Source organism: Qipengyuania proteolytica (assembly GCF_019711565.1).
In the GTDB taxonomy this organism is placed as follows: domain Bacteria; phylum Pseudomonadota; class Alphaproteobacteria; order Sphingomonadales; family Sphingomonadaceae; genus Qipengyuania; species Qipengyuania proteolytica.
The window spans coordinates 1,066,361-1,086,828 of sequence record NZ_JAIGNN010000001.1 but is presented as its reverse complement, the minus strand read 5'-3'; the positions used below and the strand labels follow the sequence as shown (position 1 = coordinate 1,086,828).

Annotated in this window: 14 protein-coding genes and 1 tRNA gene; 5 read left to right on the top strand and 10 right to left on the bottom strand. The window is 63.1% G+C overall.

Going from position 1 to position 20,468, the window contains the following annotated elements:
• Positions 1 to 29: 29 nt before the first annotated feature.
• Positions 30 to 2,042, bottom strand: a complete 2,013-nt coding sequence (locus K3172_RS05290; protein ID WP_247717929.1) for a TonB-dependent receptor plug domain-containing protein — start codon at positions 2,040 to 2,042, stop codon at positions 30 to 32.
• Between the two features lie 118 nt (positions 2,043 to 2,160).
• On the opposite strand from K3172_RS05290, the gene K3172_RS05285 reads away from it, so the two are divergent.
• The gene (locus tag K3172_RS05285; protein ID WP_221587642.1) at positions 2,161 to 4,473 is read left to right on the top strand and encodes a trypsin-like serine protease; all 2,313 of its coding nucleotides are present in this window, start codon (positions 2,161 to 2,163) and stop codon (positions 4,471 to 4,473) included.
• Positions 4,474 to 4,495: 22 nt separating this feature from the next.
• Entirely contained in the window at positions 4,496 to 6,727 is a 2,232-nt protein-coding gene (locus K3172_RS05280; RefSeq protein WP_247718063.1) for a trypsin-like serine protease, read from the top strand.
• A 60-nt stretch (positions 6,728 to 6,787) separates the two neighbouring features.
• On the opposite strand, the gene K3172_RS05275 is transcribed toward K3172_RS05280, so the two are convergent.
• The 7 genes from K3172_RS05275 to K3172_RS05245 all read right to left on the bottom strand — a co-directional run bounded on the left by K3172_RS05275 (position 6,788) and on the right by K3172_RS05245 (position 16,950).
• The gene (locus K3172_RS05275) at positions 6,788 to 7,030 is read right to left on the bottom strand and encodes a hypothetical protein (protein WP_221587638.1); all 243 of its coding nucleotides are present in this window, start codon (positions 7,028 to 7,030) and stop codon (positions 6,788 to 6,790) included.
• A gap of 40 nt (positions 7,031 to 7,070) precedes the next feature.
• Entirely contained in the window at positions 7,071 to 9,032 is a 1,962-nt protein-coding gene (locus K3172_RS05270) for a TIR domain-containing protein (RefSeq protein ID WP_221587636.1), read from the bottom strand.
• Positions 9,033 to 9,104: 72 nt separating this feature from the next.
• Positions 9,105 to 10,271, bottom strand: coding sequence for an acyl-CoA dehydrogenase family protein (locus tag K3172_RS05265; protein WP_221587634.1), 1,167 nt, complete (start codon positions 10,269 to 10,271; stop codon positions 9,105 to 9,107).
• 318 nt (positions 10,272 to 10,589) lie between these two features.
• Positions 10,590 to 10,949 (bottom strand): hypothetical protein, encoded by a 360-nt coding sequence (locus K3172_RS05260; protein ID WP_221587632.1) that lies wholly within the window; start codon positions 10,947 to 10,949, stop codon positions 10,590 to 10,592.
• A 15-nt stretch (positions 10,950 to 10,964) separates the two neighbouring features.
• Complete coding sequence (locus tag K3172_RS05255; RefSeq protein WP_221587630.1) at positions 10,965 to 15,227, bottom strand: RHS repeat-associated core domain-containing protein; 4,263 nt, start codon at positions 15,225 to 15,227, stop codon at positions 10,965 to 10,967.
• Between the two features lie 44 nt (positions 15,228 to 15,271).
• Positions 15,272 to 15,919, bottom strand: a complete 648-nt coding sequence (locus K3172_RS15825) for an Ig-like domain-containing protein (protein WP_221587628.1) — start codon at positions 15,917 to 15,919, stop codon at positions 15,272 to 15,274.
• A 941-nt stretch (positions 15,920 to 16,860) separates the two neighbouring features.
• Positions 16,861 to 16,950, bottom strand: a tRNA-Ser gene (locus K3172_RS05245).
• A gap of 161 nt (positions 16,951 to 17,111) precedes the next feature.
• On the opposite strand from K3172_RS05245, the gene hspQ reads away from it, so the two are divergent.
• Positions 17,112 to 17,492, top strand: a complete 381-nt coding sequence (hspQ, locus tag K3172_RS05240) for a heat shock protein HspQ (protein ID WP_221587626.1) — start codon at positions 17,112 to 17,114, stop codon at positions 17,490 to 17,492.
• 19 nt (positions 17,493 to 17,511) lie between these two features.
• On the opposite strand, the gene K3172_RS05235 is transcribed toward hspQ, so the two are convergent.
• A complete protein-coding gene (locus K3172_RS05235) occupies positions 17,512 to 18,411 on the bottom strand; it encodes an ABC transporter permease (protein ID WP_221587624.1) in 900 nt (299 codons plus the stop codon).
• 71 nt (positions 18,412 to 18,482) lie between these two features.
• Between K3172_RS05235 and K3172_RS05230 the strand changes: the two genes are divergently transcribed.
• Both K3172_RS05230 and K3172_RS05225 read left to right on the top strand, forming a co-directional pair.
• Complete coding sequence (locus K3172_RS05230; protein WP_221587622.1) at positions 18,483 to 19,157, top strand: GcrA family cell cycle regulator; 675 nt, start codon at positions 18,483 to 18,485, stop codon at positions 19,155 to 19,157.
• Positions 19,158 to 19,228: 71 nt separating this feature from the next.
• Positions 19,229 to 19,756, top strand: coding sequence for a DUF1993 domain-containing protein (locus K3172_RS05225; protein ID WP_221587620.1), 528 nt, complete (start codon positions 19,229 to 19,231; stop codon positions 19,754 to 19,756).
• Positions 19,757 to 19,768: 12 nt separating this feature from the next.
• Here K3172_RS05225 and K3172_RS05220 read toward each other — a convergent pair whose 3' ends face one another.
• Positions 19,769 to 20,449: a spermidine synthase family protein gene (locus K3172_RS05220; protein ID WP_221587618.1), complete on the bottom strand. Its 681-nt coding sequence runs from the start codon at positions 20,447 to 20,449 to the stop codon at positions 19,769 to 19,771.
• Positions 20,450 to 20,468: the final 19 nt, after the last annotated feature.

Below are 20,468 nucleotides of genomic sequence, written 5' to 3'. Positions count from 1 at the left end.
GTTAATTCCGCATTACCGCAAGGCCTGGGTCAAAAGCCCAGGCGCACCCCGGCCCAGACCGTGCGCGGTGTGCCGAGGTCGATCGATCCGCCCTGGTTGCGGGTGACGATGGCCTCGTCGGTCAGGTTCTCGCCGCGCAGGACCAGCGAGACCCCCTTGGAAAGAGGCAGCTGCGCGAAGGCATCGAGAGTGGTCGCGGCTGGCAGGATGTCGGTTTCCAGGTCGTCCTCGAACTGCGCGCCGGTATGGCGCAGCGTGGCCGAGAACAGCCAGTTTTCCGCAGGGCGATAGGCCAGCGTCGCGCCGCCGACCCATTTCGGCGTTTGGGACGGCCGATTGCCGTCGAGCGCGGCGGCCAAGCCCGATCCTTGAGCCTCGGCATCGGTATAGGCGATCGCTCCGTCGAAGGTGAACGTGCCGAAGGTCAACGCGGCACTCGCCTCGACCCCGCGCGCATGGATGGCGTCGATATTGCGGCGCTGGCGCAGGTTCGTATCGATAGTGACATTCGCGATGGCGTTCCTGACGCGGTTGTCGAACGCGGTGAGCGACAGGCGGACCGTCTCGCGCGGCGTCACGTCGAGCCCGACCTCGAACCCCTCGAGCCGCTCGTTCCCGAGTTCGGCATTGGCCTGCGTTACCACCGGGAAGACCACGAACGGACGGTAAAGTTCGTTGAGCGTCGGCAGGCGCAGCCCGCTATAGGCCGCAGCGCGCAGGCTGGCCGTCTCGCCGAGGCGCAGGAGCGCACCGCCGCGGAAAGAAGCTTCCCAGCCGGCGCGGTCGGCAAAGCGGTCGTCGACGACCAGCGCGCCTGCGCCGTCGCGTTCGGTGTAGAAGCCGCCCCGGATGGTGTAGCGATCGAGCCGCGCGCCGCCGGTCAGCGTCAGCGCACCGAGCGTCACGTCGTTCTCTACGAACAGGCCGAGATCGGTGTTGGTGCCGCCCGCATTGCGCCGCGCGGTAACCGCGCCGCTGAACGCGCTGAGCGCGGTTTCGAACAGCTCGCCGTCGGACTTGCGATAGTCGAGCCCGAGCCGCAGCACGTTGCGCTCGCCCGTCGGCGGGCGCAGCTCGATCTTGCCGCCGAGCCCGGTCGCCGGCGTGTTGCGCTGGTCCAGCACGGGCACGAAGCGGGTCGAGGAAATCACGACATTGGTGAAGTTGCGCGCCTGGACGTAGCCCAGCACATCGAATGCCCACGCGCCCCGGCCGACCAGCCGCAGGCTCGCATCCTGCCCCTCCATGCTGCTGTCCGCGCCTTCGAAGCGCAGCGTCCGTTCGTCGCGATAGACAAGGCCGCGCGCCTGTAGCTCGATCGCGTCGGTCAGCGGGGTCACGCCGCGAACCTGCACCGAATACCCGTCGAAGGCGGCGCGCGCACTATGTGGGACCCGCTCGGCCTCGGGCGTGGTCCAGAAGCCCTTGCCCCGGTCCCAGCGGCCCGAGATGGACGCAAAGCCCGCGCCGAGCCGCGATGTCGCAGTGGCGCTTGCCTCGGTCTCGCCGCGATCGTTCACGAGCACCTGCCCGCCGAACGCCCCCAGCGTGCCCGCATCCGCGCTGGTCATCTCGATCGTCCCGGCCAGCGCACCCGCGCCGAACGGGCCGGACCCGCCCCCGCGGGTTACCCGAACCTGTGCCAGGCGCTCGGGCGCGATCGCGCTGAAGGGGATGTAGCCGAAGAACGGATCGGACATCGGCACGCCGTCGAGCAGCACCAGCGCGCGGCTGGTGGCATTGCCACCCAGAGCGCGCAGTGTCGCCCCTTGCGCGGAGGGATTGGCCGAACGGCTGTCCGAGCGGCGGAATTGCTGGAAGCCCGCAACCGAAGCCAGGGCGTCCTCGATCCGGCCCGAGGGCACGGACAGAAGCTCCTCGCGCTCGATCACCTGCGTATCGTAGGCGGGGGTCGCCGGTGTGACGGCCAGCCCTTCGCCGGTCACGACGATAACCGGCTGCGGCGTTTCGCCATCGGACTGGGCAGAGGCCGGCACGGCGATGACGGCACTCACGAGCGCAAGGGTCTGGAGCGATTTCAAGCGGGATCTTCCATGAAGCAGCGACAAGGCGATTGAGACGATACGGCGGGCTGGGTCAACCGCTTGACGCTTCCCGCAAAGCATGGTGCAATCAGCCTTGCGGAAAAGGGGGCGGCTCATGGGCGGCACTTTCGGCAGTTTCTTCGCGGCAGCCGGCTTGTGGCTTGCGCTCGCCACTACCCCTTCGCTTGCCCAGGTGCCGACACCGGAGCACGTCGGCCTGCCCTCTCCCCCCGCCCACGTCGAACCGGCCCATGTCGACGAAGCCAAGGACGCCCGCTGCCGCGACGGCGATGCGCAGGCGTGTCTCGAGCTCGGCATGCTCTATTTCGACGGGGAGAATGCGCTGATCAACAAGCCGGTGGCAATGCGCCTGCTGCAGAACGCTTGCGCTTTCGACAGCGCCGAAGGCTGCCTGCGCCTCGCCGATGGTTACATGGCGCAAGGCTACGACCTCACCAGCCTCTCTCTGGCCATGGACCTGGTCGAGAAGGCCTGCGGCCTGGGCTCGCCCGAGGCGTGCTCCAGGCTCGGCAGTCATCTGTACTTCGGCGAGTACCGGGTCGGCCAAGCCATCGGTTCGCTTGGCACAGCGCGCATAGCGAACGGCAAGGATCCGCAGCGCGGCGAGGAACTCATGAAAGACAGCTGCAAGAGCGGCTTCGCTCCCGCCTGTGCGCAACTGGCCGAACTCAAGCTGCGCCCCGATCGTCCGAAATCCGATTTCGCTGCCGGAATTGCCGAGCTCGAGGCCCTGTGCGCCAAGGGTGACCGCGCAATATGCACGCGCGCGGCGAATCTGCTGACCTTCCAACCGCAGAAGAATGCCCGGCTCATCGAGCGGTTCAGGACGCTCGCCTGTGATGCGGGAGAAGCGAGCGATTGCGTTGTTCTCGCCCAGGACCTGGCTGAAGCCCATCCGGACGACGCCAAACGCGACGCAGTGCAAAGCCTGCTCGACCGCGCCTGCACATTCGACTTCGAGGATTGCGGCAAGGCCGAAGACTTTCGGCTCCGACCTGCCCGAACGGCCCTGTGCGATGGCGGCGACCTGCGCGCCTGCGGCGAACTGGGCCTCGGCGCGCAGGAGGGACGGACGCTAAAGCCGGACTATGGAGAAACCGGCGGACGCCAGCTGGTCGCAGCCTGCCTCGGCGGTCTGGACGAATTTTGCAAGCCCGCGGCCGATTACGTCACCGATTGGGCAGCCGGCAACGACTCCGAGAGTGAGGCGAATAAATGGCGCGTCCTCGATCTTGCATGCGACACGGAACGCGCGTTCGGATGTGTCCACCTGGCGTCCGAGCTGGTGGCTGCCGACGAGGATCCCGGCCGCGCCCCGCCGACCCCCGAACAGCGCCGCCGCGCGGGCGACCTTTTCGCCATGGCTTGCGAAGCGGGCTCCGAAATAGCCTGCGTTCGGCTGCGCCACTTCGTCGGAGTGTCGGGCTCGGTCGATATCGCGACCGTAGACGGCTCCTTCGCTGCGCCGGAAGACAATGACTTGGGCGAAGAGAGGAAACCCGCCGAAATCGCCAATTCGGTCGAAGAGGACACGATCCCGCGGGACCGCTGGTGCCGGACGAGCGCCCTGTTCTTTCGCGGCGAGCTCTACACGCACGAAGAGTGTCACGTTTCCGGGGGCGGGATCAACGGGATCCCGCTCAGGCCCGGACAGGCGCCATGGCAGGCGCTGCTGTGGCGGCCCGCTTACCTGGGCCAGAAGCTGAGCGCGCAGCAACGGGTGTTCTGCGGCGGGACGCTCATCGCCCGCGGCTGGATCCTGACCGCCGCGCACTGCCTCAAGGAGATGGGCGGCAGAAGGATCAAAGACGGCTATCTCGTGCGGCTCGGCGTCTACAATCCGCGCAAGGATGAGGGGATCAGCTACCCCATCGTCGAGACGATCCCGCATCCCGCCTTCAACAGCAGGAATTACGCCTTCGACATCGCGCTGGTGCGCTACGACTACCGCAAGGGATCGCAACCCGGGGAAACCAATTCGATCAGGACCATCCCGCTCGATGACCGGTCCATCGCCCAGCGCAAGATCGAGTCAGGGATGGACGTCTACACCTACGGCTGGGGCTGGACCAAGGTCGACGGGTACGAAACCTCGGACAAGCTGCTCAGCATGAAGATGCAACTCCGCTCGCTTTCCCAATGCACGCAGATCACGGCCTTTCGCGGCGAGCGCGAGAACGCCGTCCTATGTGCAGGTGGCACCAGGGGCGAGCAGGCCTGCGACGGGGACAGCGGCGGGCCGCTCATCTATTACGAGGATGCCGACAAGGTCCCCAAGGTCATCGGCGTGGTCAGCGCCGGGAAGAAGTGCGGCACGCTGGGCGAACCCAGCCGCTACACGAGGGTCGCCAAGGTCCGGGGCTGGATCCGCCAGCAGATGGACCGCTATCCGGACTGGGGTTTCTGACGGAGGTGGCACAGTGCAAGCGATGAAGATCCGGGCGATTGCGCTCATCGGAATTTTTGCCCTCGCCATGCAGGCGGACCCCGCGGTAGCGCGCAAGGTGATCCGGGGGCCGACCACGCCTGTCAGCGCCGCAGAGATACCGCTGACCTTCATCGACACGGAGCTGGACGCGCGGTGCCGGGCGGGCGCTGCCGATGCCTGCCTCGAGCTTGGCCAAACCTATCTCGAAGGCGAGGAGGTGTTCCGCAACCTCCTGGTTGCCCGCATCCTGTTGCGCGAAGCCTGCGCGCTCGGCAGCGCCGATGGCTGCGCTGGCCTTGCCGCAACCGACGAAGGCAGCCCGGAGCCATGGAGCGAAGCTGAAACGCCGGAACAACTGTTCCGGCGCGCTTGCGACACTGGCTCGCTTGCAGGATGCGCCGGCCTTGCGAATGCGCTCTACGGTGGTTCCGATGACGCGAACGACCGCGCCGCCGCCTTGTCGCTCGCTCGCGAGACGTGTGCGCGCGGCAGCGATGCCATGTGCCTCGCCCATGCGCGCTGGACGATTGCCGAAGGCGCTGGGGACGGGGAAGTGGCCGAGTCCACAGCCCGGATTGTGGATCTCTGCGCCACGCGAAACTATATCGACGCCTGTTCCGAAGCGATCGCGATTGCGACCTTCCGCGAACCGGTGGACGAGGCGGAGGTGAGCTCGGCCAACCGCATGGCATGCCGCGCGGGCCTTGCGCGCGCATGCCTCGACGAAGCCGAGCGCTTGGTGGACGATCGCAATCGCCCGGAAGATCGGGCTGGCGTGTTGTCCCTCCTCGAACGCGCCTGCGCGCTCGAGGCGAACCATTGCGCAACCGCCGATTTCTATCGGGAAGAACCGGCCCTGCGCGCGGAGTGTTCGCGAGGGGACATGGTCGCCTGCGGCCGGGTTGGTGCCATGATCCATGGCAGCGTAGCGTTTGCCCCCGCGCTCGCAGACTATGGCGAGGCGACCGGGCTGCTCAGGCAAGCCTGCCTTGCTGGCGTGCAGGAGCACTGTTCGCTAGCTGCGCTGCACCTGCGCCATCCCGCACCCGCACCGGGTACGCAGTCGGGCCTTGATGCCATCCGGGTTTTCGAACTCGCTTGCGACGAGGCCCGGCCCGAGACTTGCCGCTTCCTTGCCCGCGCCTTGCTCGATGGCGACCTGATCGAGCCCGACCCGATGCGCGCGGCGGCGCTATTCGCCGGGGCCTGCGCAGCAGGCGACCTGCCGTCCTGTGACGACGCCTCGCCCTTCGCCGGCATCGAGCCCGAAGTCGAGCTGGCCGATGCGGACCATGCCTTCATCGCACCGCTCGAACCGGGCGAGGATACCGGCAGGCCGTTAAGGCGAAGCGAGGGGCCACGATCGGCCCTCCTGTTCGATTGCGAGCGGAGCAGGTTGATGTTTCGCGGGACAATTTATGTCGACATGCGTTGCGGCGCGCGGGCGCGTGGCCTCATGAGTTACGAGTTGAGGCCGGGCCAGGCGCCATGGCAGGCTCTGCTGTGGCGGCCTCCCGTCGTCGGCGGCCAGCGCGCGAGCCTCGCCGGGCGCGTGCTTTGCGGTGGTTCGGTGATCGCGCGCGGCTGGATCCTGACCGCCGCACACTGCCTCGCCGAAATCGGTAGCAGCCGGATCACGCCAGGTTACAAGGTGCGGCTCGGCGTTCATAACCCGCGCGCATCCGAAGGCGTCAGCTACCCCATCATCCGGACGATTTCGCATCCCGGTTTCAATCCGCGCAACTACGCTTTCGACATCGGGCTGGTGCGCTACGATCATCGCCAGCCCAGCCAGGAGGGGCCGGTCAACGCGATCCGGACGATCGCGCTGGATCCGCTGCCGATCGGCGAACGCAGGGTCGATCCGAGCGTGACGGTATACGGATACGGCTGGGGCTGGACCGAAGCGAACAACAGCTCGACCACGGACAATCTGCGCGGCTTCAAGATGCAGCTCACGTCTGAAGCCGAGTGCACCCGCATCACGAACTTCCAGAACGACCGCCTGAATTCGTCCCTGTGTGCGGGCGGAGCGAACGGCGCGCAGGCCTGCCTCGGCGATAGCGGCGGCCCGCTGATCTACTATGGTGACGAGGACCGGGTGCCGCGGGTCATCGGCGTCATCAGCGCGGGCAAGAAATGCGGCACCCTGGGCGAAGTCAGCCGCTATACGAGAGTGGCCAAGGTGCGCGCCTGGATCGCGGAGCAGATGCGGCGATACGCCGCGGATTAGGCGTCACGACAGCGAAAGGGCCGGCGCGCACTGCACGCCGGCCCGTGTTTGTTCAGGCGCTTATTCCGCCGCGTCGGGATTGATCGGGCTGCTCGTGCCGTCGAGGCCGTCGTCTTCCGGATTGGCCTCTTCGCCTTCCATGGCTTCGCCCGTCGCTTCGGGCGCTACGGCCTCGTCGGTCGGTTCGGCTTCCATGGGCTCACTCACGGTCTCATCTACCGGAGCCTCTTCGGCGGCGGGCTGGCAACCGGCGAGCGCGAAAGCGGCCGATCCTGCAACAAGGCGCAAAGCAAGTGACTTCATAAAATCCCCCTTCTCCAGAACAGCGACCGAACGCGTGGTATCATGACGTCAGTCGCCTTAGCAATCGTGCGAAATCGGGCCGCCCGCGCAAGGGCTCCAGCATCGGGTCGTTGAGCGCCAGCAAGACGCCCGGATCGCGCCCGGCGACAGCTTGCTCCAGCTTCTCCATGGCCGTGTCCCCATCGCCCCATTGCGCGAAGATCTGCGCCTGCTGGTAGGTTGCAGCATCGCCATACTCGTCCACGACCGCTTGCAATGCGGTCTCACCGCCGGCCTTGTCGCCCATGGCGGCTTTCGTGATCGCGAGCCCGGTGTGCTTGAAAATTGCCACCGGCTCAGCCTCGAACGCCGCGATCGCCTTGTCGTAACGACCTTGCGCGTAAAGAGCCGCGCCGATCGCGTTATACGCGCTGGCCAGTTTGGGATTGAGCGCGAGCGCCTCCTCCATCCGGGAAATCACCAGCGGGTAGTCGTGCGCCATGTAGGCGACGTAGCCTGCCGTCCGGTAAGCCCGCGCATTGAGCGGATCGAGGGCGATCGCATCGTCGATCATCTGCCGGGCCAGCTTTGTTTCGGGCCCGAAGCCGAAGAAGATCGCCGCAGAGCGCAGGATGTCCGCATCCTGCGGCGCCAGTTCGCGCGCCTTCTCGTAATGCGGCCGGGCGCGCTTGCGGTCGAGCCGTCCATTGTTGAGCGCGAAGCCGAGCGCGAGATGGCCGATGGCGAGCCGCGGCTCGAGTTCGATCGAGCGCTGGGCAGCCGCGATCGACTGGTCGTAGAACCGCGCGATCTCGCTCGCGTCGGTGGTCGCATTGGCGACCGCTGCCAGCATGGTCGCGCGCATCGCATGGGCGGCCGCATAGGCGGGATCGGCCACGATCGCCGCATCGAACTGCGCCAGCGCCGCGCGGTCGCTTTCGACACCGGCAGAAAGATCGTAGAAGGCATGGCCGCGCAGATAGGCTTCGTAGGCCGCAACATCGTCGGTTCCGCCGACCTGCTGCTGTTCGGCAAGGCTTTCCCGCGCTTCTTCCTCGCTGGCGATCTGCTGGATCAGCGAGAGCGCGACGGTACGCGCGATATCGCTTTGCAGTTCGAAGATATCGGTGAGCGCGCGGTCGAAGGTGTCGGCCCAGCGTACGAGCCCGTCGGAGATCTGCACGACCTCCGCCGAAATGCGCATGGTCTCGCCCGCCAGCTGGACGCTGCCGCGCAGGATATTGTCGACCCCCAGCCGCTTCGCCTCGGCGAATTCGTCCGCGCCCTCTTCATCGAGCGCGTTCGAGGTCGTCGGCGCCGAGACGCGCAGGCGCGGATTGCGCGAGAGCACCGCACGCAATTCGTTCGACAGGCCGCTCGAGAACCAGGCCTGGTCCTCGTCGCCCGAGAGATTGGCGAAGGGCAGCACGGCCATCGAGATACGCGAGCTATCGCTATCGCCGATCGGGAACAGTCCCGCTTGCCAGGCGCCGAGGGCCGCCACGCCGGCCATCCCGACCACACCGGCAATCAGCGCACGCCGCGAGACACCGTGTCGCAATGGCGCAGTTGCAACCGGATGATGCGGCTCGTCCAACTTGCCGCTGCATTGCGCCGACACCGAGAGCAGTATGCGCTCGGCTTCGGGCGCATTCGGGCGGCCGTTCCAGCGACTGACGTCGATCATCTGGACCTGCCGGAAGCCGAGCGGCGGCATGGTGCCGTCGAGCGAGAGTGGCACAAGGCGGTGCCGTTCACGCCCGCTTTCCGCTTCGTCGCGCACCCAATGGGAATCGACCGAGGAGGTCGACCACAGGACGACGACGCAATCCGCGCTGTCCAGAGCTTCCTCGATCTTCTGCTGGTAGGTCGCCCCGCCCTCGATCAGGCCGTCCCACCAGACGTCGAACCCGCCACCTTCGAGCAGGGCGACGACCTTGCGGGCCGCTTCGACGTCGGCGCGGGCATAGCTGAGGAACACCTTGCGCGGCGTTCCCCCTTCAGCATCCGTCTCGCCGATCACCGTCACCGGGCCCCTCTGCCGCAGCTGCCAGCCATTGCTAGCGCGGCAATCGCCGGCTGGCTAGCGCAAGCGTCAGAACGAGCGCGGCATCCCGAGCACATGCTCCCCGACGAAGCTGAGGATGAGGTTGGAGCTGATCGGGGCGACCTGGTAAAGTCGCGTTTCGCGGAACTTGCGCTCGATGTCGTACTCGCTGGCGAAGCCGAAGCCGCCGAAGGTCTGCATGCAGGCGTTGGCCGCCTTCCACGAGCTTTCAGCGGCGAGATGCTTGGCCATGTTGGCCTCCGCCCCGCACGGCAGGCCTTCGTCGAACAGGCGGCAGGCCTCGTACCGCATGAGGTCGGCGGCGCGCACCTCCATGTAGGCTTGGGCGATCGGGAATTGCACGCCCTGATTGCTGCCGATGGGCCGGTCGAACACGATCCGTTCGCGCGAATAGTCCGCTGCGCGTTCGACGAACCAGTAACCATCGCCGATGCATTCGGCCGCGATCAGCGCGCGTTCTGCGTTCAGGCCGTCGAGGATATAGCGGAAGCCCTTCCCCTCTTCGCCGATGAGCGAGTCCGCCGGCAGTTCGAGATCGTCGAAGAACACTTCGTTGGTCTCGTGATTGACCATGTTGCGGATCGGGCGGATTTCCATGCCGTTGCCGATCGCCTTGTCGAGCTCGACGAGGAAGATGGAGAGACCCTCGGTCTTCTTCGCCACCTCATCGCGCGGGGTCGTGCGCGCAAGCAGGATCATCAGGTCCGAATGCTGGATGCGGCTGATCCACACCTTCTGGCCCGACACGACATAGCGGTCGCGCTTGCGCACCGCGCGGGTCTTTAGTTCGGTGGTGTTGGTCCCGGTGGTCGGTTCGGTCACAGCCATCGACTGCAGCCGGATGCGCCCTTCGGCGATGGCCGGGAGATAGCGCTGCTTCTGCTCCTGCGAGCCGTGGCGCAGCAGCGTGTTCATGTTGTACATCTGCCCGTGGCAGGCGCCCGAATTGCCACCGGCGCGATTGATTTCCTCCATGATGATGGAGGCTTCGGTCAGGCCGAGACCCGAGCCGCCGAACTCTTCGGGGATGAGCGCCGCCATCCAGCCTTCGCGAGTAAGTGCCGTGACGAATTCGTCCGGATACTCGCGCGCCTCGTCGACCTTCCGGAAATACTCGTCGCCAAACTCGCGCACCAATGCGCGGACCGCTTCGCGGATTTCGGGATGGTCGCTGCGTGCTGCCGGGATCGTCATGAGGCCGTGCTTGCCGACGAATTGCCATGCGTGTCAACGCATCGTGCACTCCGCGAGCGGGCAATTCGGGCAGGTCCGGTGGCGCGGAGGAAGGGACGCAGACCTGATGGCCGTCGGCATGATGCAGCCAGTCCTGAAAGTTGGGCCACGTCAGCAGCTTCCGACAGTCAATGGACGAGACTGCGCCTACGTCATCTCACTCAAATTGCGGCCGCCCCCCATGCCGAGAGCGAGCCACGTCAGCCCCCGATGGTTGAAAAAAGGACGAGGCGACGCTTTTCAGTCAGTCCGAAAGCATTTGGCCCATGTGAAGGAAACCTAATTCGACCTGGCCTCGTCACGCCTCATGGCCTGCCATGAAATCCACGCCACCATGAAAATGACGCAAGCAAAGAAAAATATTATTGGCTGCACTGTAAAATCCAGCAAAATTATGGCCGTAGTTATTATCAGCAAAACGACAAAAGGAGCCAACAGATTTAAATAATAGCCTATCCCAACTCTATTCTGCATGAGGCTGCCAATAACAACCAAGATCCCTTGAGCAATAAATGATCCAGCAATGATCATGATTTTTGACTGGTTATCAAAATAATCGGAGATCATGGCAAAGATTGCAATTAGCACCAAGCCTGCTCGTATGACGGACATGAATTTGGGCATGGCTTTATCTGTCACGTTGAATAACAATCCCTAGGATACCAGATCCGAAGCAACCCCGCGGCAAGCCGAGGAAGCAAATCCGGCCGCACCGGCTCCGATCACAGCCTTAGCTATCCTGCCCCACGGCGTGGCACCAGCGATATTGCCGATCTGCCTGACGAATGCTTGACCAAATCGCCTGGCGGTGTCGCTCGCGGCTCTCCTCTCAAGGTTTCTGCCCGCGGTATCACTCGGCAGGCGACGGTTGCGGTAGTCGTATGCGTCGTCAGCTGCGGCACTGGTCATCTCGGCTAGCGAGATGCCCAAGAGACCTCCAACGCCTCCGGCAGCGAGATCCAACAAGCATTGGCCGAGCTGTTCATAATCGAATTCGTCTTCCTGATTTGCGCCAGCCGGGGCAAGTTTCCGGTCTCCGCGTGCCCTTGCGGCAGCCGCTGCATCGATGATTCCAGCGGTAGAAGCAGTGCCTCCATACGATCCGTCGCCTCCGCCGTCGCACCCAAGGGTCGAGGAGCCGGTCGCGATTGTACGAGTTCCGGTCGAGGTGTATCCACCGACGGTTACCGAGACATTGTAGGTCCGATAGGTCGTAAATACCGTACAAAGCCCCGTAGGATCGCTTGAATTCACGGGGTCGTTCTGAACATAGGCATACATGTTCATCCCATCGCCGTACCCGATCGGATCGACCTGCATGAAGCGGCCGAGTGTCGGCGAGTACATCCGAGCCTTGTAATAATACACGCCGAGTTCGGGGATCCAAACCTGTCCGGTATAGCGGAAGCGCCCCTTGGTGCTGATGTCGTTACCTGTCGCGGTATCGGGGATGCCGAACTCGTCATAGGTATTGGTATACAGCGGGACGCCCTGATAGTTCGAGACCAGCACGATCGATCCGCGAACGTCGCTATGCAAGTAGCGGCGCTGCGCCGACCCTTGGGTCGCGCCTTCGTACATCAACAACGGATCGTCGCCTCCGTCGACGCCGTGCACATAGCGGCGCAGCATCGCGCCCGAGGCATCATATTCGGCTATGAGATCGTCGCCGCTGTAGACGAAGCGCTGGACGCCTTGCGGGCCGCCCGACACTTCGATCAGCCTTCCAAGCGGGTCATACCTAAGTGCCGCGACCAGAGAGCCAGTGTAGCTCAGCGCACTGCAATTTGTGTTGGTTTGCAGGCGCTTTTCGACCAGGCGGTTCTCGATGTCATAAAGGTAGACGCTCGAACCGTCGGCGGTGAGGTTTCCGTTGACGTCATAGCAGAAGCTGGCGCCACCGGCGGTAGTATACTGGTTGAGTCCGTTGTCGGTGTAGTCGCGGGCTAGCGCAACGAAGCCGTTCCAGGAGTAGGCATCATTGGACTGTGCCTCGCTCGTTAGCTGTGAGGCCTGATTACGGGTGAAGGACCACGTGACATCGGACGCGGTACCGTGCCCGTCGAGAGCGAGAGACGCCAAGCGGCCTGCTGCATCGTAACCCAGGATCCGCTTGTTGCTCGAAGCGGCCTGGTAGCTCCAGTCAAGCTGCGATGGCAGGCCGACTTCGGTGTAATTGAGGTTACCGAGCAAGGTGGTGAGTTGCCGAACCCCCGAAAGGCGGCCCAGAGAGTCGTAATCGTACGAAATATACTGATTGTCGGGAAAGGTCAGCCGGTTAACGTTGCCCGCCGCATCGTAGGCGTAACTGACAATGCGGTTAACCCCGGTCGAATTGTCGGAAACCTGGGTGGTGCGCCCCAACGCATCGTAGGCGATGGACTGACCGGCACCGCTGTTCGATCCGTATCGCGCCCCGAGACGGCGGTCCAGAAGGTCGTATGTGAAGAATACGTTCTGCGTGTGGGTGGACGACAAGCCGGCTCGCGAGGGAACAGTTTTCTGGATCAGTCGATTCAGATTGTCGTATTGATAAGCGAGTGTCGAACCAGAACGCGACTTGAAGGAGGTAATATTTCCGTTCGCGTCGTAGCCCGTCACCTCGTTGTCAGCACTGTTCGAAGTACCGGGCGTTGTTTTCGATGGGAAAATGACCTGCGTAGTCCGGTCAAAGCCATCATAACCATAGGATGTCCGGTTGTTGCTCGCATCCTCGACCCAGGCAACGGTGCCATTGGGGTTATAAGCCATCTCCGCCGTGTCCTGCGCCAACGAAGTGCCCACGCCGGACTGTTCTTTTACGACGCGGTCGACATTGTCGAAGATACGTCGCATAATCCTGTCCGGACCTGACGAACCCTCCGCCATGGGAACACACGCACTCGAAGGCAGTACGGTGGTCGTCAACGGCGCATTCATGCGCTGTGCAACGCATTCGAGCCTCAGCGCGGCATCGTATCCATATTGCGCGATCGAGTATTGAGTGGTCCCGCTTGTTGCGACCTGTGCTTCGCTCCTGAGGCGACCGTAGATGTCGAAATTGGATACATACTTTTCCTTCGGCGAGAATGCGCTCCATGCCGCCTCGGTCGTACCGGTCACAGTGCCAATTTCGGTGGCGATAATGTTGTCGAAGCCGTCACGGGTTTGGCGCACGGCCGCACGAGGAAGGCTGCCGGCTGCGTCCGGGTCGGGTCCAATGGCGCCGGTCTGACGGCCCAATACGTCATAGCGGAAAGTGCTCGTATCGCCGGTCCCGGCGAGGGGGCCATCCATTGTTTCGATCAACCCCAGGTCGGTGTGGGTATAGCGGGTTATGCTTGAAACCGCATTGTCACCCGATCGCGATGTAACGCTCGTGACGAGACCGTTCTCGGCGATTGAAGTGTCGTAATCGTAGTCGACGATCAACTCATTGGCCGTGCCTGCGCAGGTGACCGCAGTTGCACATTGCCTGGTGGTATCGATCCGCATGATGCCGGTTGACTGGTTCTGCAGCGCGCCTGACGAATTGCGGGTCCGCGCTACCACAGAGGTGTAGCTGACATCCAAGGTCGGCCTCAGCCCGTTACTGTCGGCTGGACGCTGGACCCGGGTAACGCCTCCATGAGTGGCATCGTAGGTGAAATTGGTTGTATTGCCACGCGCGTCGGTGATGCTTGTGGGTTTGTTGCAGGTCACCGCGTTCGAGCACGAAGCCGGAAATGCGGCCGAGGTAACGATGTTCGCCTGCCCCGACCCGGCCTCTGCCACTTTCGTCTTGGTGACGACGTTGCCGCGAGCATCATAAGCGAATTGGGTTTTTTGGCCCTCGGGCGCGGTGATTTGTGTGACACGCCCTTGGGCGTCATAAGAGTAGTTCGTCGCGTTACCGGCCGCATTGGTGTGCGAGGTGATAACATTCTGGTTCGTGTCTACAACCGTCGTGGCTTGCCGACCCAGCGCGTCATTCGCCACGCTCGTCAAGAGGGATCCGATCTGCGACCAGGAATAGTTGCGGGTATAGCTGTTCTCGAGGGTGAGGCTGGTGACGCGACTGTTGCTGTCGACCTGCGCGACGACGCTAGGCTGACTGTCGCCCGGACGCTTGACCGAAATCGTGTTGCCTGAGCGCGAGACATTCGTCGAGCGGCCGAGATTGTCGACACCATACGCAAGCTTTGGCCAGTCGCCATTGAGCGAACAAACTTCAGCGACCGGGTCACAGTATTCGGTTGCAGAGTTCAGCGCGATCACCTTCGATGGGAACATCGAGGCCCCGAGACCCGGGTTCGCTTGATCGTACTCCAGCTTTAGCTGGTAGGAATTATTCGATGTTACCGATCGAAGCTGCGGGACATCATAAAAGGCGCCACCATAACTTGAGCTGTATGTGTAGCGCTTGATGGCATATTGCAGCGTGTGTTGGCGCCCGTCCGGAAAGATGATCTTGGTGCCAAGTCGGTGGAGAAATTCACCCAGCCAATACGACTGGCCGCTAATGAATTCAAAGCGCACGCCGTTTGCGTCGGTATAGATGGTGGCCGTCGAGTTCAAAGTGCCGGGAAGGCCATCCAGCGGTTGGTAGACACCGCTGACAAGCTTGAAGTCGCGCCGGCTTTCGCCAATTTGCACCCGTACGACCGCTACACCGTTCACCGTGCCGGTGACCATATTGATAGTGTAGTTATGACGCCACGATCCGCCGTTTACATCTCCGGGATCGAACGTGAGTCCTTCAGCGCCTCCGATTGATACGGTGGAACCCTGAACACGCAGCTGCCCCGAGGATAAATCGACACCGTATTCATCCACTACACTTCGCACATCGGGAGTGTCGGGAGTCACCTGAGCATGTGCGGTCGAAGCAAGCGCACCAAGCGGCAGGGAGGCGGCAGTGACAAGGAGGGCCTTCTTGTAGTGGGCGAGCGTGTTCATGGGCTTTGTCTTTCGAAGGAATGTCTGTGGGCTGGCAGCGACAGTTAGAAGTTTTCGACCGGGCCTCCGCCGCAGCCTCCTGCAGAAACATCGAGGTATCCCGTTGAAGTGGCGCCAAGAGAGTCGGCCACCGTATAGGTGAATGTCGTGTAGTCCCAGGCGACACCACTCAGCGTAATTCGCACGCTGCTCGAAGAAGTAATGCTCGCCGTTGCTCCGCCGGAGGTCGTCGCGATAGCCCTCAAGACAAGCGGAGTGTTGCCTTCCGGATCGCTGTCGTTGGCCGTCAGGTTTGCCGACAGGAAGCCTGTGCAACCCAAAGACGAAACAGAATCATCACCCGTTACAGGCGGACTGTTGCTCGGGGGAGGTGGAGGAGGAGGCGGCGGCGGCGGCGGAGGAGGAGGAGGAGGAGGAGGAGGAGGAGGAGGAGGCGGAGGCGATGCGGAGCTAGTGCAAACCGTCGCTCCACTACTTGTATTCGCGACGTATTGAGTGCGGTTTCCGACCTCGTCGTAACAGATTGACTGCGTCTCTCCACTGTTCTGACTTCCAGAGCCCGTGGTAACGACCTTAATCAGCCTCCCCAAGCTATCATAACTGAAAGACTCTGTGCTCGATTGAGCAGTCACCGACGAGGCACACGAAATTGAAGCGAGCGAACAGCCCGCAAAAAGCGCGAAACGATACATGAATGTGCCCCTGTTGGACTTCAATTATTTGAAGATCGCAAAATTATTTGCACCATTCAATACCTAAAATGCAACCTTTAGGAATTTTATATTTCTCTCCACCTCCGTCGCAACTAGATTCGTTAATTATTAAATAAATCGCGATTCTTGTTTTTGTAATTCTTTTTTTCTTCTTTTACTTTGTAGTTTTTGTCAGCTCCGGCACAATGTGCGCCGCATTCGAAATTGGGCCGCAGCAATGCATCGATGCATTTTTTCCTGGATGACTGTGGCCCCGTGACCGCCACTCCGTGCAGGATCGGAGAGGAGCGTTAGCCGATTCGAATCTGGGACGGCGGCGAAGTCGCGCTCAGTTGAGTGGCCAGCAAGGACTTCAGCCTCCTCCAGTCAAATCAAGCCAACGGGGGAATCGCCGAGATCGGCCCCGTCTTGATCCGGGCGGAAGTCGACACTGCCCCGGCGCGGACACGCGATCTTCGCTCAATCAGCTTCGCCAGAAGAGGAATTCGCTCTTGGTCCTGAAGCCAACTATCCGCCCTATCAAACCAGCCAGACCCGCTGACCTTGCCAAGGACGATGCCGAAGGCGAGGCTTTCTCTCGTGCCTTCCGAACTGCACGTTGCGACCTAGTTGCGCCGTTCGCGACGATCATTCGCGGACTCCGGTCTGAACTGAAAAGTCCACACACTGACGGCGGTCGATCACTAAGCCGCCACCGAAGCGACATTCATACACAGCCATGCGACGATCCCGGGCAAAGGTTTCGAAGCGCTGCCACTCTGCATGGTGTGGCTGAACCACCGATCGGCGATCCGAAGCTTTTGGCGGACCCAGCGAGCCAAGCGCTCACCTGCCTTCGTCGAGAGACTCTTCAGCGAGCATTTTACTACGGGCGTTGAAGGAAAGAAGCGCTTGCGGGTTTCGGTCGCGTGTAGCGTCGATGGCGGAGAGGGAGGGATTCGAACCCTCGATAGGGTTGCCCCTATACTGCATTTCGAGTGCAGCGCATTCGACCACTCTGCCACCTCTCCGCATGTCGGGTGCGCTTCCGGGCCAGAGCCCTAGGTCGAAGCGAGGCGCGCCGATTAGCCGAGGCACCCGCCCTTGCCAACCCCTTTTCCGCGTGAAATCGGGGGATGATGCAGGTCGTCCGCTTGTTTCCCTGCCGCAGCGCACCATATTCTGCTCAGACATGGAACGCGCACAGTTTTTCTCCGCCCAAGCCGGCCGCACGATCGAGGCGCCGCGCCGCGTGAAAACCCGCTTCGCCATCGGCGATATCGTCAAACACAAGGTGTTCGACTTCCGCGGGGTGATTTTCGACATCGACCCGGTCTTCGCCAATAGCGAGGAGTGGTACGCAGCGATCCCCGAGGACATCCGGCCCGATCGCAACCAGCCGTTCTACCACCTGCTCGCCGAGAGCGACGAGAATACCTACGTCGCCTATGTCAGCCAGCAGAACCTGCTGAACGATTCCATCGCCGGCCCGGTCGAGCACCCAGATGTGCATGCCTATTTCCAGCAGTTCGAGAACGGGCGCTATCGCATGCGTCGCAGCCTGACGCACTGAGCGGCCGGCGCCGCCTGCGTCAGTTCTTGATCTTCCAGCCCGATTTCAGCAGCCGGTAGGCGATCAGCGCCAGAAGCGCGTTGAATGCCAGCAAGCCCAGCGAAGCGCCCGCTACATGTGCGGCGTCGCCGATGTCGCTCTGGCCCAGGAAACCGTATCGGAAGCCCGAAATGACGTAGAAGAACGGGTTGGCGCGGCTGATCGCCTGAAACGTGGGGGCAAGCCGGTCGATGATGTAGAAGGTCCCCGAAAGCATCGCCAGCGGGGAGATCACGAAGTTCGTGACCGCAGCGTTATGATCGAACTTCTCCGCCCAGATCGACGCCATCAGTCCGAGCAGCGACAGCATGACCGTGCCCATCAGGCCGAACCACGCCACAGCCCAGGGATGCGCCATGGCCAGGCTCACGCCGGGATAGAGCAGCATGGCTGCCGCCACTACGAAGCCCACCGCGATCCCGCGGGTCACGGCGGCGCCGACGATGCCCAGCATCAGCTCGCCTTCCGAGAGCGGCGGCATGAGCAGGTCGATGATCGTCCCCTGTATCTTTCCGGAGAGAAGCGAAAACGACGAATTGGCGAAGGCGTTCTGCATCATCGCCATCGCAATCAGGCCCGGCGCGACGAAGGTCGGGAAATTGACGCCCAGCACCTCGCGCCCGCCGCGTCCCAACGCGACCGAGAAGATCACGAGAAACAGCAGAGTGGTCACCGCCGGAGCCCAGATTGTCTGCGTCTGGACCTTGAGAAACCGCCGGACCTCCTTAATATAGAGGCTCCACAGCCCCACGCGGTTGATCCCGGTGATCACCGGCACACCGCGAGCGGGGAAACGCCCCCTGTTTCCGCCTTCTCCTTCGACTAAGGATGCGTCGGAATGCTCGGCACCTGCAGGGGCGGGATTGACTTGATCGGCCATGGCCCAGCGCCTACGGCCACCTACCCCACCTTGGCAAGCGCCGGTGGGCTTGAAGGATACAGGATTCGCGAATGAGCTGGACCGACGAACGGATCGCAACGCTGAAGAAGATGTGGGAAGGCGGCTCGACCGCCAGCCAGATCGCCGATGAACTGGGCGGCGTCAGCCGCAATGCCGTGATCGGCAAGGCGCATCGCCTCGGCCTCAAGTCGCGTCCCTCACCGGTCAAGGCGAACGAGAAGAAGGCCGCGCCCAAGCCCAAGGCGGCAGCGCCCAAGCCAGCGCCCAAGCCTGTCGCCCCCAAGCCCGCGCCCAAGGCTGCCGCTCCGGCGAAGCCTGCCGAAAAGCCCGCGCCCAAGGCGGATGCCGCAATCCCGACGCAGCCTCTGCCGGACAAGCGGCCCGACCTGCCCAAGATCGTCTCGGTCGGCCCCGGCGGCTTCCTGCGCCAGGGCCCGGGCGACCAGCAGGCCCCGATTCCGCCGGCCCCGCCGCGCCGTCTCGTGCCGGCCAAGCCAGACCCGTCGATTGCCGACAAGACCAGCCTGCTCGATCTGTCGGACAAGGTCTGCCGCTGGCCGATGGGCCATCCGGGCGAACCGGACTTCCACTTCTGCGGCGAGCAGGTGAACCCCGGCTTCCCCTATTGCGTCGAACATTGCGGCCGGGCCTACCAGGCCCAGCTGCCGCGCGGTGCGCGCCGTCCCCCACCCCCGCTGCCGTTCGGCGGCCCGCGGGTGCGCTAAAACTCAGACCGATAGGGCCCGGCAGTCGCGAGACCGCCGGGCCTTTTTCATTGCCCGAGGGAGAGAATTGAATGCCGATTTCGCTTCACGCAGCCTATGTTCCCAGCGCCCTGCAGATGCTCGGTACGGCCCGGCATCTCGTCGACACGGCAGAAAAATGGTGCGGCGAGAATGCCATGTCCGAAGCCGACATGATTGCGACCTGTCTCTACGAAGACATGCTGCCATTTTCCTATCAGGTGAAATGCGTGGCCGAGCATACGCAAGGGTCGATCGAAGGCGTGCGCAAGGGTGTCTATTCACCCGATCTCACCCCCCCGCCAGCGACTTTCGACGCTCTGCGCGCCAAGCTCGCCGGGGCGGTCGAAGCGATGAAAGCGCTGACCGAAGAGGACATGGAAGCCTTCATGGGCCAGCCGATGCGCTTCGAATTCAAGGGCAACGGCATGGACTTCAAGGCGGAGGATTTCCTCCTCAGCTTCAGCCAGCCGAACTTCTATTTCCACTGTGCTACGGCATACGACATCCTGCGCATGAAGGGAGTGCCCGTGGGCAAGCGCGATTTCATGGGCCGGGTGCGGATCAGCCCGCCAGCCTAGGCGTCCTGACGACTAGCGCTTGCGCGCAAACCAGATCGTGTGGCGCGGCCCCTTGTTGTTGGGCCGCGCACGCACTTCGCGCACCTCGACGTCGAAGCCGCTTTCCTTGAGGCGGACGGTGAACTTGTGGTCGGGCGCAGCGGACCAGACCGCCAGGATCCCGCCCGGGCGCAACGCGTCGCGCGCCTTGCCGAGGCCGGTCTTGCTGTAAATGCGATAGTTGGCATCGCGCACGATCCCGTCGGGGCCATTATCCACGTCGAGCAGGATCGCATCGTATTTGGCGGTGGTGCCGTCGTTGGCATCGTCGATCAGCGCCGCGACGTCACACAGCACGATCTCGCCGCGCGGATCGTCAAGCGTGTCGCCGGTCAGATGCGCGAGCGGCCCCTTCGCCCAATCGAGAATCTCAGGCACGATCTCGGCCACGACCACCGTTCCGCCCTCAGGCAGGCGGTCGAGCGCGGCACGATAGGTGAAGCCCATGCCATAGCCGCCGATCAGCACGCGCGGCTTGGTCGCCTCCAGCTCCGCAAGGGTCAGGACAGCCAGCTGTTCCTCGGAGAACTGCATGCGCGTGCCCATCAGTTCGTCGCGCCCGAGCATGATGATGAAATCGCGCCCGTGGCTGACCAGCGTCAGCGTGTCCCCGTCGGGGATTTCAGCGGTGGCAAGGGTCTCGCGGGGCAGCATGGGCAGATCCTAGATACGA

What these genes read in the sequence shown, in the direction of transcription:
- K3172_RS05285 (WP_221587642.1), top strand. Translation starts at nt 2,161, where the DNA reads ATGGGCGGCACTTTCGGCAGTTTCTTCGCGGCAGCCGGCTTGTGGCTT.
- K3172_RS05280 (WP_247718063.1), top strand. Translation starts at nt 4,496, where the DNA reads ATGAAGATCCGGGCGATTGCGCTCATCGGAATTTTTGCCCTCGCCATG.
- K3172_RS05275 (WP_221587638.1), bottom strand. Translation starts at nt 7,030, where the DNA reads ATGAAGTCACTTGCTTTGCGCCTTGTTGCAGGATCGGCCGCTTTCGCG.
- K3172_RS05265 (WP_221587634.1), bottom strand. Translation starts at nt 10,271, where the DNA reads ATGACGATCCCGGCAGCACGCAGCGACCATCCCGAAATCCGCGAAGCG.
- K3172_RS05255 (WP_221587630.1), bottom strand. Translation starts at nt 15,227, where the DNA reads ATGAACACGCTCGCCCACTACAAGAAGGCCCTCCTTGTCACTGCCGCC.
- K3172_RS15825 (WP_221587628.1), bottom strand. Translation starts at nt 15,919, where the DNA reads ATGTATCGTTTCGCGCTTTTTGCGGGCTGTTCGCTCGCTTCAATTTCG.
- hspQ (WP_221587626.1), top strand. Translation starts at nt 17,112, where the DNA reads ATGGAACGCGCACAGTTTTTCTCCGCCCAAGCCGGCCGCACGATCGAG.
- K3172_RS05235 (WP_221587624.1), bottom strand. Translation starts at nt 18,411, where the DNA reads ATGGCCGATCAAGTCAATCCCGCCCCTGCAGGTGCCGAGCATTCCGAC.
- K3172_RS05230 (WP_221587622.1), top strand. Translation starts at nt 18,483, where the DNA reads ATGAGCTGGACCGACGAACGGATCGCAACGCTGAAGAAGATGTGGGAA.
- K3172_RS05225 (WP_221587620.1), top strand. Translation starts at nt 19,229, where the DNA reads ATGCCGATTTCGCTTCACGCAGCCTATGTTCCCAGCGCCCTGCAGATG.
- K3172_RS05220 (WP_221587618.1), bottom strand. Translation starts at nt 20,449, where the DNA reads ATGCTGCCCCGCGAGACCCTTGCCACCGCTGAAATCCCCGACGGGGAC.